Source organism: Clostridium sp. D43t1_170807_H7, assembly GCF_015555905.1.
Taxonomy (GTDB): Bacteria; Bacillota; Clostridia; order Clostridiales; family Clostridiaceae; genus Clostridium.
The window spans coordinates 1-18,125 of record NZ_JADNLK010000008.1; the positions used below are offsets into that span (position 1 = coordinate 1).

The 18,125-nt window shown below is 27.1% G+C and carries 15 protein-coding genes and 1 tRNA gene; 11 read left to right on the top strand and 5 right to left on the bottom strand.

What is annotated here, in order from left to right:
• Nucleotides 1–364: 364 nt before the first annotated feature.
• Together I2E98_RS06465 and I2E98_RS06470 are read left to right on the top strand one after the other, a co-directional pair.
• Nucleotides 365–1,315 carry a TDT family transporter gene (locus I2E98_RS06465; protein WP_195468149.1) on the top strand — a complete coding sequence of 317 codons (951 nt, stop codon included), beginning with the start codon at nt 365–367 and terminating at the stop codon, nt 1,313–1,315.
• Nucleotides 1,316–1,717: 402 nt separating this feature from the next.
• Nucleotides 1,718–1,981 (top strand): metal-sensing transcriptional repressor, encoded by a 264-nt coding sequence (locus tag I2E98_RS06470; RefSeq protein ID WP_133014666.1) that lies wholly within the window; start codon nt 1,718–1,720, stop codon nt 1,979–1,981.
• 451 nt (nt 1,982–2,432) lie between these two features.
• Here I2E98_RS06470 and I2E98_RS06475 read toward each other — a convergent pair whose 3' ends face one another.
• Entirely contained in the window at nt 2,433–2,999 is a 567-nt protein-coding gene (locus I2E98_RS06475) for a serine/threonine protein kinase (RefSeq protein WP_195468150.1), read from the bottom strand.
• A 192-nt stretch (nt 3,000–3,191) separates the two neighbouring features.
• Here I2E98_RS06475 and I2E98_RS06480 point away from each other — a divergent pair, with 192 nt between their 5' ends.
• Complete coding sequence (locus tag I2E98_RS06480; protein WP_195468151.1) at nt 3,192–4,847, top strand: HAMP domain-containing sensor histidine kinase; 1,656 nt, start codon at nt 3,192–3,194, stop codon at nt 4,845–4,847.
• A 53-nt stretch (nt 4,848–4,900) separates the two neighbouring features.
• Here the strand turns inward: I2E98_RS06480 and I2E98_RS06485 are convergent, their stop codons facing one another.
• The gene (locus I2E98_RS06485; protein ID WP_195468152.1) at nt 4,901–5,740 is read right to left on the bottom strand and encodes an undecaprenyl-diphosphate phosphatase; all 840 of its coding nucleotides are present in this window, start codon (nt 5,738–5,740) and stop codon (nt 4,901–4,903) included.
• A gap of 246 nt (nt 5,741–5,986) precedes the next feature.
• Between I2E98_RS06485 and I2E98_RS06490 the strand changes: the two genes are divergently transcribed.
• Nucleotides 5,987–6,535 carry an isochorismatase family cysteine hydrolase gene (locus I2E98_RS06490; protein WP_195468153.1) on the top strand — a complete coding sequence of 183 codons (549 nt, stop codon included), beginning with the start codon at nt 5,987–5,989 and terminating at the stop codon, nt 6,533–6,535.
• A gap of 34 nt (nt 6,536–6,569) precedes the next feature.
• On the opposite strand, the gene I2E98_RS06495 is transcribed toward I2E98_RS06490, so the two are convergent.
• Nucleotides 6,570–6,645 (bottom strand) — tRNA-Met (locus I2E98_RS06495).
• Between the two features lie 212 nt (nt 6,646–6,857).
• Between I2E98_RS06495 and nifJ the strand changes: the two genes are divergently transcribed.
• Nucleotides 6,858–10,373 carry a pyruvate:ferredoxin (flavodoxin) oxidoreductase gene (nifJ, locus tag I2E98_RS06500; RefSeq protein ID WP_195468154.1) on the top strand — a complete coding sequence of 1,172 codons (3,516 nt, stop codon included), beginning with the start codon at nt 6,858–6,860 and terminating at the stop codon, nt 10,371–10,373.
• 36 nt (nt 10,374–10,409) lie between these two features.
• Here nifJ and I2E98_RS06505 read toward each other — a convergent pair whose 3' ends face one another.
• Nucleotides 10,410–10,976 (bottom strand): NUDIX hydrolase, encoded by a 567-nt coding sequence (locus I2E98_RS06505; RefSeq protein WP_195468155.1) that lies wholly within the window; start codon nt 10,974–10,976, stop codon nt 10,410–10,412.
• A gap of 138 nt (nt 10,977–11,114) precedes the next feature.
• Here I2E98_RS06505 and I2E98_RS06510 point away from each other — a divergent pair, with 138 nt between their 5' ends.
• A complete protein-coding gene (locus I2E98_RS06510; protein WP_195468156.1) occupies nt 11,115–11,753 on the top strand; it encodes a lactate utilization protein in 639 nt (212 codons plus the stop codon).
• Between the two features lie 79 nt (nt 11,754–11,832).
• On the opposite strand, the gene I2E98_RS06515 is transcribed toward I2E98_RS06510, so the two are convergent.
• Nucleotides 11,833–12,993 carry a 3D domain-containing protein gene (locus I2E98_RS06515; protein WP_243250995.1) on the bottom strand — a complete coding sequence of 387 codons (1,161 nt, stop codon included), beginning with the start codon at nt 12,991–12,993 and terminating at the stop codon, nt 11,833–11,835.
• Between the two features lie 257 nt (nt 12,994–13,250).
• On the opposite strand from I2E98_RS06515, the gene I2E98_RS06520 reads away from it, so the two are divergent.
• The 5 genes from I2E98_RS06520 to I2E98_RS06540 all read left to right on the top strand — a co-directional run bounded on the left by I2E98_RS06520 (nt 13,251) and on the right by I2E98_RS06540 (nt 18,092).
• Nucleotides 13,251–14,450, top strand: coding sequence for a DHHA1 domain-containing protein (locus I2E98_RS06520; protein ID WP_195468157.1), 1,200 nt, complete (start codon nt 13,251–13,253; stop codon nt 14,448–14,450).
• 128 nt (nt 14,451–14,578) lie between these two features.
• On the top strand, nt 14,579–15,241 hold the full coding sequence (locus tag I2E98_RS06525; protein ID WP_195468158.1) for a hypothetical protein: 663 nt from the start codon (nt 14,579–14,581) through the stop codon (nt 15,239–15,241).
• Between the two features lie 202 nt (nt 15,242–15,443).
• Nucleotides 15,444–16,007, top strand: coding sequence for a hypothetical protein (locus I2E98_RS06530; RefSeq protein WP_195468159.1), 564 nt, complete (start codon nt 15,444–15,446; stop codon nt 16,005–16,007).
• A gap of 155 nt (nt 16,008–16,162) precedes the next feature.
• Nucleotides 16,163–16,465: an aspartyl beta-hydroxylase gene (locus tag I2E98_RS06535; RefSeq protein ID WP_195468160.1), complete on the top strand. Its 303-nt coding sequence runs from the start codon at nt 16,163–16,165 to the stop codon at nt 16,463–16,465.
• A gap of 22 nt (nt 16,466–16,487) precedes the next feature.
• On the top strand, nt 16,488–18,092 hold the full coding sequence (locus tag I2E98_RS06540) for an AarF/ABC1/UbiB kinase family protein (protein ID WP_195468161.1): 1,605 nt from the start codon (nt 16,488–16,490) through the stop codon (nt 18,090–18,092).
• Nucleotides 18,093–18,125 lie beyond the last annotated feature (33 nt).

Consider the following 18,125-nt stretch of genomic DNA (forward strand, 5'->3'; position numbering starts at 1 on the left):
ACTTTCACGTACGGTTCTGTGAGAAGTTTGGGGTGAAATTCCTCTTACTTACTCGACTGAGAGGACGGAAAATAAAACAATTATTTTCCTCCTACTCGATTGATATTAATGGTTGGTATAAATAGTATTAACATAAATATTAAGGAAAAAATAAAAATAAATTTTAAAAAAAAATTCAAAAATTAATAAGATTGTGATAAAAATCACATACTGAATAATAAAATCTATATATAATTTGAATTGCTTGCGAGAGTTTGGGTGAAGTTGTTGATTTTAAAGTGAAAAAATTAACAAATAGATTAAACTCCATATAAATGCACAATATATAGAGAGAACTTATATTATTATTATTTTAGGAGGAATTATGAATAATAAATCATTATTACAAAAAATTGAAAACCTACCGGTTCCAATTTTACCAACAATGGTAGGTGCATTTACTTTATCAAATGTCTATTTAAACATGGGTTATACTTGGATAAGACATATAACTGCATGGGCTACAGTTCTAGTATTAATAGCTTATATAACTAAAATAGTTGTATATCCTAAAACTTGTATGAAAGAATACTCTAATACTGTACCAGCATCTCTTTATGCAGGATTTACAATGATAACTATGCTTTTAGGTAGTTATTTTTATAATGCAAGTCCAGTGTTTGGTAAAACATTATGGTTTGCAGGATTAATTTTACATGCAATACATATTTTGATTTTTACATATAGAAATGTTTTAAAAGGCGTTAATATGCAAACTTTTGTTCCAAGTTGGTTTGTTACTTATAATGGTATTATGGTTTCAACAGTTGTTGGAGGAGTAATGAATGAGCCTTTAATAGGAAAAATAGTTGTTTATTATGGAATTGCTGTGTTTACAATTATAATACCATTTATGATTTATAGATTAGCAAAGCATGAATTAAAAGATCCAATGTTCCATACTCAAGCAATTGTACTTGCACCATCAAGTCTTTGTTTAGTAAGTTACCTTAACTTTATTGAAACACCTAATAAATTTATAGTATACTATTTATACTTTGCAGTAATTTGTGCATTAATATTTATATTAATTAAATTACCAAAATTCTTCTCATATGTATTCCATCCAGGATTTGCAGGGCTTACTTTCCCTATGGCTATAGGAATAGTAGCTTCAACTAAAATGGCAGCATATTTAACAGGTCAAGGATATGAGACTTTTGGAAATATTGTTAAGCAAATATCAGGAATACAATTATATATTACTACAGGTATAATATCAGTAGTATTATTTAAATTCTTTATGATGTTAGTAGATAGTTATAAAAATAAATAATAGAAATAAATAATAAAAAGCTTCTAGCATATTATACTAGAAGCTTTTTGTTGCATTGAAAATTATATTAAAAATAAATTAAGTTTGATTAATAATGTTTGGTAGGTTTATCAATTTCAAAAGGAGTATTTTCATTAGCTTTATTTTTAACTTTTTCTGCATAATCTTTGCAACTTGGATCAGATTTTGTAGGACATTTACTCATATAATTCACCTCTTTAAATAATATATCTTTATTTTTTGCTATAGAAAATAAATTATGTCTGAAAAATAAAGGTATAAGTAGAAATAAAAACTTGGATAAAAAAATAATAAGGATGAACAATAATAATATATTGACTTATAAAAAAATTTTTTTATAATATAAACATACTCCCCTGAGGGGTGGTAATAACGGAGGAGATTATGGAAGAAAGAAAAAAAGCGATTCAAAATCTTAAAATAGCAAAAGGGCAAATTGAAGGAATAATTAAAATGATTGAAGACGAAAGATATTGTATAGATATATCTAATCAAATAATTGCAGTTCAATCATTATTGAAAAAATCTAATATAGAAATTTTAAGAAGACATTTAGATCATTGTGTAAAAGATGCAATTTTAAATAGTAATGGAGATGAGAAAATAGATGAAATTATAAATCTATTTGAAAAGATCTCAAAATAACTAAATTACGCACTACATGGAGCGAAAAAAATGAAATATTTATTTTCCGGGAAGGGTGAAATTTTCGCCTAGAATTTATATCTTTGTTCCAGTGAACTTACTAAAGTTGTAAAAGCCGCTGACGCTTCAATACAACTTCTTTACGCAAGTTCAATTTCACAAAGATTAAATTCTACGGCTTAATTTCAATATTCCCTCCAAATTAATATTTAATTTTTTCTTTTTCCATGTATTTGCTTATAACATGTCCCTTTTTATAGTTAATGTTTTGTGCTATAAATTATTTTGATAGTATAGTTATCTTTTAAATTAAGAATATTTTATTAAATGTAAGGTATTTTTAGTTAATTATTTTTTAGATAAAATATAGCAGAACTTTATAGGGGTTCATTTAAAAATTGCAGATATAAGATTTAATTTTCAGCATCACGGCATTAACGCGATGATGCACTTAAGAGTATCTTAGGAGGTGCCTGTAGTTATGGATGACGAAATTATGAGCGTCAATCCAGTAATCTAGCAATTCAGGTCTATATAATAATAAATTTTTTAAAAAAGTATCAAATAAATTTAGTTTTACAAGTATTTTAATTATATCCTTTGGATAAGGAGTAATTTTTGTATATGGTTTTCTAGGATCAATGACCATTAATTTTTCATTTTTATCTATGAAGATATGAGCATTTCTAATATTAATTCGTTTGAATTTTAATCTTTTTAAATCTTCAATTAAATCAATTAATTCTATAGTAAGTGAGTATGATAATCCGTTAGATTTAAGATATTGTGATAAATTATCTCCTTCTACATACTCTCTAATTACTATATTACTAATTCTAATAATTACATTAGGGAAAAAACGACTATCTTTAACATTATCAAGGATAGTTACTTCTTTTTTTGCAGCTTTTATTGTATTAAAGCGTTTTAAGGCAAATCCTTCTGGGGTTAAATAGACGCTACCTTCAGCTCCAGATCCAAGTAAAACACAATCATTTAATTCAATAAGGTTATTCATAAAATCACTTAAGTTATTGTTTACAATATTATATGCAATATGGATAAAATTTTCTTATATAACGAAAAAGTAATTTTAATAGAGAAAGTGAAATTAATTTTTTTAAATATAGATAAAATGATATAATTTATGGTAAGATTGTGAGGAATAATAATCGAAAAATAAAGAAAAATGGGGCAAAGGAATGAAAAAATGAATAAAACTGAGAAATATGAAGAAAAAAGTAAAAAGTATATTACTTATATGCTTATATCTACTATAGTATTTTTATTGTGTACACTTGTAGCAATAAGGGTAATTGACGTTAATAAAATAAATTCTTTACCAATACTTGAAGATTTAAATTCGATTAATATAATTATAGGAATAATAGCAATTCCATGTTGTTTGTTATATTACTATATGTATAGGAATAACGAATTTTTTATCTTGACGCTATCCTATATAAGTATTTTTATTGAATATATTTATGTAAATTATATTGTTGTAAGTGTAGGAATATCAGAACATTTGATAAGTTTTCCTTTCATTTTTAGAATATTTTTACTAACTATTGCAATTTTTAATGACAGTAAATATGTAAAGAAAATTATTGAGAAAAAGAGAACTTCAGTAATTTTAGTATTAATAATTAATATTATTGGTACATATATAGAAATAAAATTTAGAGTAAATACATTTTTTCCTGAAAAGAATGGATTGATTTGGAATATATTTCAGATTAAAATATTAATTTATTATGCAGTATTATTAACTTTATTGGCAATAAGATGTATGAGAAAAAGAGAATTTATATATACAATTTTTATAACAACTATTAGTATATTTACAGTTAGAAGAATTTTTTATTTTTCTATATTTAAGGATTGTAATGATAAAGTTCTTGAGTATAATAAAGTATTAACTTTTATAGCTTATCTTATATTACTCGTTGGTATATATATTGAGATTGTTAGAAGAATTGAAGAAAGTGCTAGACTAAATAGTCAAGTAAGTGATTTTAAAAAGTTAAAAATAAAATATAAAGAAATAAAAGAGGTTGAAAAAGCAAAAGGACAATTCTTTGCAAATTTATCACATGAAATAAAAACCCCAATAAATATAATTTATTCTTGTGTTCAATTATTAGACATAAACAAAAAGGATAGTGAAAGTGCATTATGGAATGCCTATAATAAATATGATAATACTATAAAGCAAAACTGTTATAGGCTATTAAGACTTGTTAATAATTTAGTAGATATGACAAAAATAGATTCTGGCTATATGAATCTTAGTTTTGTTAATTATGAGATTGTTAGCTTAGTTGAAGATATAATATTATCAATTGTTCCATATGTTGAATCTAAAAATATTAATGTATTATTTGATACTTACATTGAAGAACTAGAAATAAGATGTGATCCAGAGAGTATAGAGAGAGTTATTTTAAATTTACTTTCAAATGCTGTTAAGTTTACTAATAATAATGGTAATATATTTGTTTTAATGGATGTAGATGATGAATATGTTACTATAAGAGTTAAAGATGATGGAGTGGGTGTATCAGAGGAAGTTCAAGAAGAAATATTTAAAAGGTTTGTACAAGAGGATAAATCCTTTAATAGAAAAAAAGAGGGTAGTGGAATAGGATTAGCCTTGGTTAAATCTTTAGTTGAATTACATGATGGACAGGTATATTTAGAAAAAGGAACTAAAAAAGGTAGTGAATTTGTTGTTAAACTGCCTAATGTTAGGATTGAAAAAGAAAAAGAAAATGAAAATGATAATAAAATAATTGATGTAGATAATAAACCATTGGTGCAAAAAATACATATAGAATTTTCAGATATATATGAATTATATTAGAAGAAAATCCATAAAAAAGGGGCTGCTAGATAGCAGTCCCTTTTTATGTATAATTATCTAATAACATAGAAATATAAAAGTACAATTACACCTAATATAATTCTATACCAACCAAAAACTTTAAAATCATTATTTTTGATATAAGACATTAAGAATTTAATAGCAAGTATTGATACTATAAATGCTACAATCATACCTACTAATAGTATTGTTAACTCGCTTCCTGTCATTACAAATCCCGTTTGTAGTCCAAATTTAACAAGTTTTAAAGCACTAGCCCCAAACATAACAGGAATTGCAAGGAAAAAAGTGAATTCAGCTGCTACAGTTCTAGATACACCAATTAATAATGCTCCAACTATAGTTGCACCTGAACGAGAAGTTCCAGGGAAAATAGCAGCGATAAGTTGGAAAAGACCTATCATAATTGCAACTGTATAAGTTATCTCAGCTAAACTATTAATCTTAGGTTTTTTACCTTTATTATAGTTTTCTATAACTATAAATAAAATACCAAATAAGATTAGCATTACAGCAACTGTTGTAGGGTTATAGAATAATTCATTAAGCTGATCATCAAATAACAGTCCAACAATAGCAGCTGGAACACATGCAATTAGTATTTTAACCCACATTATTAATGTATCTTTTTCTATTTTAATTCCGTTATTATATTTAAAAGGGAATATTTTCTTCCAATACAATAAAATAACTGCAAAAATAGCACCAAGTTGTATAACTACTAAAAACATATCCATAAATTCTTTAGAAACATTTAGTTTTAAGAATTCATCTACTAAAATCATATGACCAGTACTACTAATAGGAAGCCATTCTGTAATACCTTCGACGATACCAAGAATTATGGCTTTAATAATTTCTAAAAATTCCATCAAATTACCTCCATTATAACTATATTTAATTTAACTACTTTTCCATTATATATAATATTAGTGATTTATTAAAGGAAAAATAGTAAATTAACATAAAATTTTAATAAAAATGGACATGAAACTTTTAGTAAATTATATATAAAACTAAAATGCTGTATATACAGAAGTAAAATTATAGAGTAAAATTATTAGTATAATAGAATAAATTTATTAGTATATATGTATAAACTAAATGGAGGATGGTTTATGAAAAAATTATTAGTAGTAATTGATTATCAAAACGACTTTGTTAATGGGGCTTTGGGGTTTAAAAAAGCAGAAGAATTGGAAGCAGGTATATACGATAAAGTTAAAAAATATTTAAGTGAGGGATATAATGTAGTTTTTACATATGATACACATACTAATGAGTATTTAAATACAAGAGAAGGTAAAAACTTACCTGTATCTCACTGTATAAGTAATACTAAAGGACATGAGTTATATGGAAGATTAAAAGAGTTTAAAGATGATATAAATACTATTCATATAAATAAATATTCTTTTGGAATTTCGCCACAACAGATGCTTAAATTAGTTGAAAGAATAGGAGAGGATATAGAATATATTGAAATAGTAGGTGTTGTAACTAACATATGTGTAGTAAGTAATGTAGTAACATTCCAATCACAATATATAAATGCAGATATTTTAGTGGATGCATCACTGTGTGCAAGTTTTGATGAAGATTTACATGAAAAAGCTTTAGATGTAATTGAATCATTACAAGTTAAAGTAAAAAATAGAGGGATTTAAATAAAAAAAGAATGTCATTAAGACATTCTTTTTTTGGTTGCGGGGATAGGACTTGAACCTATGACCTTTGGGTTATGAGCCCAACGAGCTACCAGCTGCTCCACCCCGCGATATTAATAGTAGATATTTTATTACTATATTATTAGTATAATTCTTAAAATTTATACAGTCAATATATAAATACAAAAAAAGGTAAAAACTCTTTCGTTAAAAATACATAATATTTTTTATTTTTTAAATACTATTAAAGAGTGAAAAATTTATGTGGTAAAAGTTTAAAACACAATATGATTTGCAGAATTAATGAAAGAGAGGAAAAACTATGAGAAAAATGAAGACCATGGATGGAAATACTGCTGCTGCTTATGTTTCATATGCATTTACAGAAGTAAGTTCAATCTATCCAATAACACCTTCATCTCCTATGGCAGAACATATAGATGAATGGGTTGCTCAAGGAAGGAAAAATGTTTTTAATCAAACAGTAAAGGTTGTTGAAATGCAATCAGAAGCTGGTGCAGCGGGAGCACTTCATGGAATATTACAAAGCGGTGCATTAGGAACTACATATACAGCATCACAAGGCTTATTATTAATGATACCGAATATGTATAAGATGGTTGGAGAAAGATTACCAGCAGTCATTCATGTTGCAGCAAGAGCGTTGGCAACATCTTCATTAAGTATTTTTGGTGATCATCAAGATGTTATGGCAGCAAGAGCAACAGGATGTGCAATGCTATCAGAAGGGTCAGTACAAGAAGTAATGGATTTATCACCAGTAGCACATTTAACAGCAATTAAAGCAAGAATGCCTTTTGTTAATTTTTTTGATGGATTTAGAGTATCTCATGAGATTCAAAAGATAGAGTTATTGGAATATGATGAATTAGGAAAGCTTATAGATTATGATGCACTTAATAATTTTAGAAAAAATGCATTAAACCCAAATCATCCAGTTACTAGAGGAACAGCTCAAAATCCAGATGTTTATTTTCAATTATGTGAATCTTTAAATAAATATTATGATGATATTCCTGCAATAGTTGAGGAATATATGAGTAAGATTACTGAATTAACAGGAAGGGAATATCATTGCTTTGATTATTATGGTGACCCTGATGCTGATAGAATTATTGTATCTATGGGAGCTGTAAGTGAAGTTATAGAAGAAACCATAGATTACTTAAGAAATAAAGGAGAAAAGGTTGGACTAATTAAAGTTAGACTATATAGACCTTTTAGTATAGAAAGATTATTAAATGCTATACCAAAGTCTGTTAAGAAAATAGCAGTCTTAGATAGAACTAAAGAACCAGGTTCAATTGGAGAACCTCTATATTTAGATGTACTAAGAGCTGTTAGTGAAATGGATAATGCACCTAAAGTAATTGGTGGTAGATATGGTTTAGGATCTAAAGATCCATATCCTTCTGATATAGCAGCAATATATGAAAATTTAAATAGTGAACATCCTAAGAATAGATTCACTATTGGAATAGAGGATGATGTAACAAATCTATCATTAAAACCTAATAAAGAAATAGATGTAGCTATAGAAGGAACAACAGCATGTAAGTTCTGGGGACTTGGATCAGATGGAACTGTAGGAGCAAATAAGAGTGCAATAAAAATAATTGGTGATCATACTAATATGTATGCACAAGGATATTTTGCATATGATTCAAAAAAATCAGGTGGTATAACTATTTCACATTTAAGATTTGGAAAGAATCCGATAAAGTCACATTATGAAATAGATAAGGCAGATTTTGTAGCATGTCATAATCAATCTTATGTATATTCATATAATGTACTTGAAGGATTAAGAAAAAATGGAATATTTGTATTAAATACTATTTGGAATGAAGAGGAATTAAATGATAGATTACCAGCGGAAATGAAGAAATATATAGCTGAAAATAATATTAATTTTTATACAATTAATGCAGTTAAGATAGCACAAGAAATAGGACTTGGTGGAAGAATTAATATGATAATGCAAGCGGCTTTCTTTAAGCTTGCTAATATAATACCAGTTGATGAAGCTATTAAATATTTAAAAGATGCTGTAGTAACATCTTATGGTAAAAAAGGTGAAAAAGTTGTAAATATGAACTATGCCGCAATTGATAAAGGCCTTGAATCAGTTGTAAAGATAAATGTTCCTGACAGTTGGAAGGATGCAAAGGATGAGAAAGTTGAGGAAAAAGTATCCGTTCCAGACTTTGTTAGAGATATATGTATACCTATAAATAAGCAACAAGGTAATAAGTTACCAGTTTCAGCATTTGTAAACAATAATATTGAGGATGGAACATTCATGCATGGAACTACAGCATATGAAAAGAGGGGAATTGCGGTTAATGTACCTGAATGGATACCAGAAAATTGTATTCAATGTAATCAATGTTCATATGTATGTCCACATGCATGTATAAGACCTTTCTTATCAACTGAAGAAGAAGTGAATAATGCTCCAGAAAGTTTTAAGAAGTTGAAGGCAAATGGAGTTAAAAGTGAAAAACCTTATTTCTATACAATAGGTGTAACTCCATTAGATTGTACAGGATGTTCAAATTGTGCAGAAGTTTGTCCAGCGCCAGGAAAAGCATTAATAATGAAGCCATTTGATTCTCAACATGATCAAATAGAAGCTTGGAATTACTCAGTAGAAAGTATTAAAAATAAAAAGAATCCTATGAATAAAAATACAGTTAAAGGTAGTCAATTTGAACAACCACTTCTAGAATTCTCAGGAGCATGTGCAGGATGTGGAGAAACTCCATATGCTAAATTAGTTACTCAATTATTTGGAGATAGAATGGTAATTGCTAATGCAACAGGATGTTCTTCTATTTGGGCATCTTCAGGTGCTTCAACTGCATATACAAAGAATCAAAATGGCCATGGACCAGCATGGGCTAACTCATTATTCGAAGATAATGCAGAGTATGGACTTGGAATGTTCATGGGTGTTAAAACAATAAGAGAAAGAATAGCCTCAAATATTAAGAAAGCATTATATGAAAATTTATGTACTAGTGCAAAAGAAGCAATGGAAGATTGGTTAAATAATAAGGATATAGGCGATGGTTCAAGAGAAAGAGCAGAAAAACTTGAAGCTGCTTTACAAGGTTGTAGCGATGAAATTGCAAAAGAAATATTGAAAGATAAAGAATTCTTCATTAAGAGATCACAATGGATATTTGGTGGAGATGGTTGGGCATATGATATTGGATATGGTGGATTAGATCACGTCCTTGCTAGTAATGAGGATGTAAATGTTCTTGTATTTGATACAGAAATTTACTCTAATACTGGAGGTCAAGCGTCTAAATCAACTCCAACTGCAGCAATTGCAAAATTTGCAGCATCAGGTAAGAGAACTAAGAAAAAAGATTTAGGAATGATGGCAATGAGTTATGGATATGTATATGTAGCTCAAGTAGCTTTAGGTGCAGATAAGAATCAAACTATAAAAGCTATTGCGGAAGCTGAAAGCTATAATGGTCCATCATTAATAATTGCTTATGCACCATGCATTAGTCATGGAATTAAGAATGGTATGAGTAATACTCCTGATGAACAAAAGAAAGCAGTAGATTGTGGATATTGGAATCTTTATAGATATAATCCAACTCTTAAAGGAGAAAAGAATCCATTTACATTAGATTCTAAAGATCCAAAAGCCGACTTTAAGGATTTCTTAAGGGGAGAAGTTAGATACGCAGCTTTAGCTAAGGTATTCCCAGAATTAGCAGAAGAATTATTTGATAAGACAGAAAAGGATGCTAAGGAAAGATTAGAAAATTATAAGAAGTTAGCACAAGATTAATAAAAAAAGTATCTATTTAATATTAAAGAGCTAGTTTTATAAACTAAGCTCTTTAATTTTTTTATTAAATTTATTATAAACAGTTTTTACTATATAAGGTTCGTTACAGTGAATACTAAGTTCATCAATTGGTATCCATTTAACGCCACTAGTTTCTTCTTCATTGATAATTAATTCATCCTCTTCATTTGCTTCTAAAAGATAAGCAATGGATAAGTGCAAATGAGAAGATACATATTTATTATTTTTTATATGACCATTAACAGTTAAAACATCTAAACCTAAAATTTCATTCATAACAGGATTAACTTCTTTAAGACCAGTTTCTTCTTTAGCTTCTTTAATAGCTACATGAAGCAAGTTACAATCACCATCAGCATGGCCACCAGTCCAAGCCCAACTTTGGTATATATTATGATAAATCATTAATACTTTACTTCGGTCTTTATTAACAATATAACCTGAACTAGTTATATGTGCTATTATATTTTCTCTAGTTAAGATATTATCAAATTTGTTTATACATTCCATAATTAAATCTTTATCTTTATCTTCTTGCTCATTATATGGAATATAATTTTTAATGGCTTCAATCCAATTCATAACTCCAAACCTCTCTAAAAGTGAAATATAATAAATATAATAACATAAATAAGAAAAAATGAATTATATTATTATTGGATTATAATAAATATTAGTTTAGAATTAATACATAAGATGATGATGGAGGGAAATATTAAAATGGATAGTAATATAAAATGGGTAAATGAGGTTAAAATAAATAGAACTTTAGAATCTTTAAGAAAAAATAATATGGAAAGTTTTTTAATTAATACGCATGAGGAACTGATTAATAAAATAGAAGAGTTAGTTGATGTAGGGAGTAAAGTTAGTTTTGGTGGTTCTATGACGTTATTTCAAACAAAGGTTATGGAACATTTAAGAAATGGAAGATATGAATTGTTAGATAGATATAAAGAGGGATTAACTCAACAAGAAATAAAGGAAATATATAGAGAAAGTTTCTTTTGTGATGCTTATTTTACAAGTACTAATGCAATAACTGAGTGTGGTGAGTTATATAATGTAGATGGTAACGGAAATAGAGTTGCTGCAATGCTTTATGGTCCAGATAAGGTAATAGTTATTGCAGGAGTAAATAAAATAGTAAAAGATATTAATGAAGCAATTTCTAGAGTAGAGAATTTTGCAGCACCAGCAAATGCAAAAAGATTAGATAAGAAAACGCCATGTACAGTTACTGGAAAGTGTATGAACTGTAGTAGTCCTGAAAGAATTTGCCGTGAATATACAGTAATAAGAAAGCCTGTACCAAATAGAATCTTTGTATTATTACTTAATGAAGAATATGGGTATTAATTAAGTAGAAGGAAGAGAGAACACAGAATAGCATCTTCTCCTCCTTCATTTTTAAAGCTTGTCTATAATTTAATAATTATCATGGATATTCTAATATTTGTACAGTAACTTGTCTTCTTCCCCATGATATACACTCCTCGTGAGTATTAAGAAATACATCAATAATATTTCCCTTAATAGCACCACCAGTATCAGCCGCTATTGCAAGACCATAATCAGATACGTAAACTTTTGTACCAAGTGGAATTACATTAGGATCAACAGCAATGGTACTGATACCATCAGGATTTCTAACTGGTTTTAATCCAGAAGCCGTAATACCATGTCCATAATAGGCAGTAGATTCCATTGTTAAGGTTTTTATTGCAGTACCAACTTCAGTACTAGTTGTTGGGACTGTAGGTCTATTAAGTTCGGATATTCTTGCTTTAGCATTACTAATACCTTCTTTAGCCATGTTAATAGTTATTGAACTATTTAATAGTGGAATATAAGAGTTTAAGGTATCAATAGCACTTTGTAATTCAGATGCAGAAGCAGTTGATGAGTTGGCGATAGATAAAGGTTTTGAAATTAAAGTTTTTTCATTCTCCTCTATAACAGCAAAAACAGCCTCTTTTTCTTCATTTAGTTTATCAGAATATTCTTCTTGCTCTTGTTTCTTTTCTTCTACTATTTTTAAGTCATTTTCTATAGTTGTTTGCAAAGTCTTTAATTCATTATTTTTAGTATTTAAAGTTTCTATATCTTTATTTAATGAATCTTTTTTTTCATTTATATCAATAAGAATTTTTTTATCAGTAGAAATTATCTTAGATATAGCTTGAATTCTAGAAAATAAATCTGAGATACTAGTTGATGTTATAATACTAACTATCATATTTGAAGATATATTAGTTTTATACATATTTCTTACTCTGTTATCTAGAGTTATTTGAGCTTGTTCAATTTCTTCTTTTGTTTGTTCTAATTTAGATTCTGTAGATTGAATTTGACTTTCGATAGAAGTAATAGCTTCTTTGTTTTCAGTAAGTTTAGAATTAATAGTAGCTATTTCCGTGTTTAATTCTTCTATCTTGGAGTCTAAAGCTAAAATTTCACTATCAAGTTGTTTATATTTTGATAAATTTTCGTTAATTGTATCTTGTGGTGTAGTAGCATATGGTGTAATAGTACTTAGAGACGATAACAATATTGTCGTTGCTAAAACACAAGATGTAGTTCTTTTAAACAGAAACATTCACCTCCATGATAAAATTAAAAAGTATAATGTTTAATTATATATACTATAGATATTTTTATATGTCAAATTTCTTGCATATTAATGTAATTTATGAGATATTATAAGAATTTAAATGGATATATTGTAAATATAAATATATTATAACACAAATTTTTGGGAAAAAATAGAAAGTGCATGCAAATATATTGAAACATAAGAAAGACTAATATAAAATTTAAAAAAAGGTAATGAATTTTTACTTTGGAGGTAAAATAATGGAAAAAATATATTATGAAGATCAATATTTAAAAGAATTTGTAGCTGAAATAACAGAGATAGTGGATAAAAATAATTTATATTATATAAAATTAGATAAAACAGCTTTCTTCCCAGGGGGAGGAGGACAACATTGTGATTTAGGATATATAGATAACCATAAAGTAATTAATGTTATCGAAGAAAATGGGAAAATATATCATATAACAGAAACAAAGCCAATAAAAATACATAGAGTAAATTGTAAAATTGATTGGGATAGAAGATTAGATGGTATGCAACAACATTTAGGGCAACATATTTTATCAGGATGTTTTTTTACATTATTTAATGCTAATACAGTAAGTGTTCATGTAGGCAAAGAAATTAGTACTGTAGATATTCAAGGTCATCTAGATGAAGAAACTATTAGAAAAGCAGAAAAAATGGCAAATGAAGTAATACAAGAAAATATAAAGGTTGAGTTTTTAACTCCATCTAAAAAAGAATTGAAAAAAATAAAGATAAGAAGAGATTTGCCTAATACAGATGAACAAATAAGAATAGTAAAGATAGGAAATTTAGATATTAATGCATGTTGTGGAGTGCATCCTAGTAGAACATTAGATGTTCAAGCAATAAAAGTTAAAAGATGGGAAAAACATAAAGGTGCTACAAGAATTGAATATTTAGCAGGAAAAAGAGCAATAAATGATTATTTTAAAAAAGATGAATTTAGAAATAAAATTTGCAGATTTTTAAATTGTGGCGAGGATGATGCAATAAATTCAGTAAATAAACTTTCAAATGATTTAAAGAATGCCCTAGATGAGAATAGAATAATTAAGATGGAGATTGGGGATTATCAAATTAAAGAAATGATTGAAGAAGCAAAGCAAGTAGGTAATATATCTGTAGTAAGCAAAATATATGATGGCGGAGATATAAAGTATATATCTAAAATTGCAGAGAAAATTACATTAAATGATAATATGATTGCATTGTTTGCAATAAAATCTGAAGATAAAGCTAACTTAATATTTGCATCATCTAAAAATATTGATTTTATATCAATGAGTGATTTATTAAAAGATGCAATAAGCTTAATTGATGGTAGAGGGGGAGGAAGTAAATTTATGGCTCAAGGTGGTGGTAAGAACTGTAGCAACCTTCAAAGCGCTATGGAGTATGCTTTACGAAAGGTAAGTACAACTGTGTAGTTGAAAATGTATAGTATTAATTCTCATGAAATTATTTTTTAGGTGTTTTAATATTTTCTTTTTAGAATAGCAATTATTTTTTATAGTTCATATAATGAATTATAAAAATATTCAAAGGAGATATAATTATGGACAGAAGATTTTTTGAAAATGATGAAGAAGATAATTCATCAGAAAGATATCATAGATATAATGATGAATATATTTATTCAGAAAAGTATATGAATTCAGATAATAAAAAACAATCTTATGAGGATAGCCATAGTTCAGAAAATTTTATAATCTCTGAGGATGATTATGAAGGTAATTGCCAACATTGTAATTCAGAGAGATATATAACTTCACAAGAAGATTACCAAGATAGTGATCATTATAGTGATTCAGAGAGGGATATAACTTCAGAAGAGAATTGCAAAGATAATAATAATTATTGCAACTCAGAGGAGGATATAAGTTCAAAAGAGAATAATAATTGTTATTATCAATATTGTGATTCGCAGGAAGATACAAATTCACATGATACTTGTAGATACACTTATAATTATTATGATTATGATGTGGTAGATAATTCAGATAATAACTCAAATTATGATGGTTGTACATTTGAAGAAGATAAAGAAGATAAAGAACACCAAAAGTATTATTTGAAAGGGAAAAGTGATGGATATAATGATGGATATGAGGCTGGAGCAAGAGCAGCAATGAGAGTTGCATATAAAGCAGGTTATAAAAAAGGGGTAAAAGCGGCCAGCTATAGGCGATTGTTAAGAGCACTAGGTTATAGAATTTAATATAAATAATAGAAAACAGTAATTATATTGTTAACAGCATTTTGTCTACTTGACAGTTGCTAGTTAATTGTAATTACTGTTTTTTTTAGCAAATAAAATATCAATTATATAATTAGAATAAATGATGATTATATAGGAAAAATAAAAGTAATGACTAAGAAGTTTAATTTTATCTCAAGTATAATTTAGGAGGATAAATTTAATGAAAGTTAAACTTTACACAGTACTATATTTATTAGTAATAAGTCTTTTTATAGGATGTAATGAAGTTAATAATAAAATAAATGAAAGCTTGAATGAAAATGAAATTGAAGGAAATAAGGAAAAGGATGAATTTGAAGGAACATTAATGGTTGTAAATGAAGAAGAGTTAGCTATAGCATTAAAAGAAGATTATAGTATAACTATAAAAAATGATATTGAGGCTAATAATGAGCTTACAATAGAAGGAGACTTTTCAAAGACAGATACTACTGAAGTGAATAAAGTTAGTCATGTAGGGCGAGAGTTAAACTTATTCTATATAGATAATAGTAATAATGTTATTAATAATTATACTTTAAGTGTTCCCAAATTAGTCATAAAAAGCAATGATACAACTATTAAGGGAGGTAAAATTAAAGGAGATATATACGTTGAGAGTGATGGATTAATATTAGATGATACCAAGATTGAAGGAAATATTTATTTTAAGGATAAAAAAAATAAAGATTCTTTTAAGTTAGAAAATACAGCTAGTGTATCAGGAGATGTAAAGATTGAATAAAGTATTATAAAAGTTAGCGCTAGCTAACTTTTATTCTATCTAAGAATATATTTTAAGGTTAATTACATAAGTATATATTAGATATAAAAAATAGATTATTGTAAATAATTAAAATAAGAAAAATTATTTATAATTAAATGTGGAGGTTAAAAATGATGGATGAAATTAAAAAAGTTTTACTATTTGGTGTAGGAGCTGTAGCGAGCACATATGAAAGGGCAACAGAAGTAGTAGATGACCTTGTGAAAAAGGGAAAGATAACAATAGATGAAGGAAAAGAATTAGGGGAAGAATTAAAAAGAACATTTAAAGAAAAGACAAAGGAAAACGAGAATTTTTCAAATACAGGCAATGATAATATAGAAGTTAATAATTATGTTTTAAGGGATGAATATGAAATGTTAAAAGCTAGAGTTTATAAGTTGGAAAAGTTAGTGAATAAAGAAGAGAAGAAATAGAAGTTTATATTGGAGGTAAGTAATGGAGGGGAATTCTGTTAATAGATTTAAAGAAATATTAAGAGTATTTACTAATTATGGATTAGGATATCTTTTAGGTAAAAAGGAGGATAAAATAAAAAATTCCCCTGCAAATCTTAGAAAAGCCTTTGAAGAGCTAGGACCAACATTTATTAAAATTGGTCAAATATTAAGTATAAGACCAGAATTAGTTCATGAAGAATATATAGTAGAATTATCAAAATTACAAGATAATGTTCCAGCAGAAGACTTTAAAGAAATGGCTAAAGTATTTTATAATGAATTTTCTAAAGAAATAGAAGATGAATTTTTATTTATAGATAAAAATCCAATAGCATCAGCTTCTGTAGCACAAGCATATAGAGGTATATTAAAGAGTGGAAAGGATATAGTAATAAAAATTCAAAGACCTAATATTAAAGAAAAAATGAATATGGATTTTGATATTTTATTAAGTTTAAGTGAAAAATTTAGTAAGATCTTTAAAGATTCTGTGGTAAATCCTAAAGAAATTTTGATGGAGATTAAATTATCTACTGAGAAAGAGTTAAATTTTAATTTTGAAGCTGCAAATATAGAAAAATTCAAGAATTTAAACAAAGATATACCATGTATATATGCACCATATATAATAAATGAGTATACAGGAAATAAGGTTTTAACATTAGAGAATATAGAAGGATTTAAAATTAATGATAGAAAGTCTATTGAAATACTAGGTTATGATAAAGAAGATATAGCAAGAAAGTTAACAGTTTCGTATTTTAAACAAGTATTAAAAGATGGATTTTTTCACGGAGACCCCCATCCAGGAAATATATTAATAAGGGATGGACAAATATGCTTCATTGATTTTGGAATAGTAGGGGAGTTATCTGATGAAAAGCAACGTGAATTAAATAATGCCATTGCAGCTGTAGCAAATGAAGATATAGATAAGCTAACAGACTTTGTTATGAGTATAGGAATAAAGAGTGGAAAAGTTGATAGAGAAATACTATATAAAGATATAGAGTATATTTTTAGAAATTATTATACTACATCTTTAAAGAATATAAAAATATCGGTTCTATTTCAAGAAATATCATCTATTGCAAAGAGAAATAACTTAAGGTTGGCAAGTGACTTTACGATGCTAATAAGAACTATGGTAATTGTTGAAGGATTAGTGACAGAACTTTCACCAGAGCTTAATATTATAAGCTTAGTTATTCCATATGTTAAAGATTATTATAAGGAGTATTTCTTATCGGAATTTGATGTAAATGATTATTTATTAAAGGGATATAAACTAACAAGAGATACTTTAAATATACCATCAAAGTTTGTAGCTTTATCAGATACTTTGATTAAAGGAAGAGGAAAAGTAAATATTGTACTAGAGGATAAGGATAAATATATAGATGTATTAAATAAAATGGTTAATAGATTAGCATTTGCTTTAGTTATAGCAGGAATGGTTGTTGCTTCATCCTTAATAATCAATACAAATCCAGATCCTAAAATATATGGAATATCAGTTATTGGAATGGGAGGATATTTTGTTTCTGCAATTTTAGGTTTATGGTTATTGATATCAATAATTAGATCTGGAAGTTTAAAATAATATTATTTATAGATAGTGAGTCTTAATATTGCT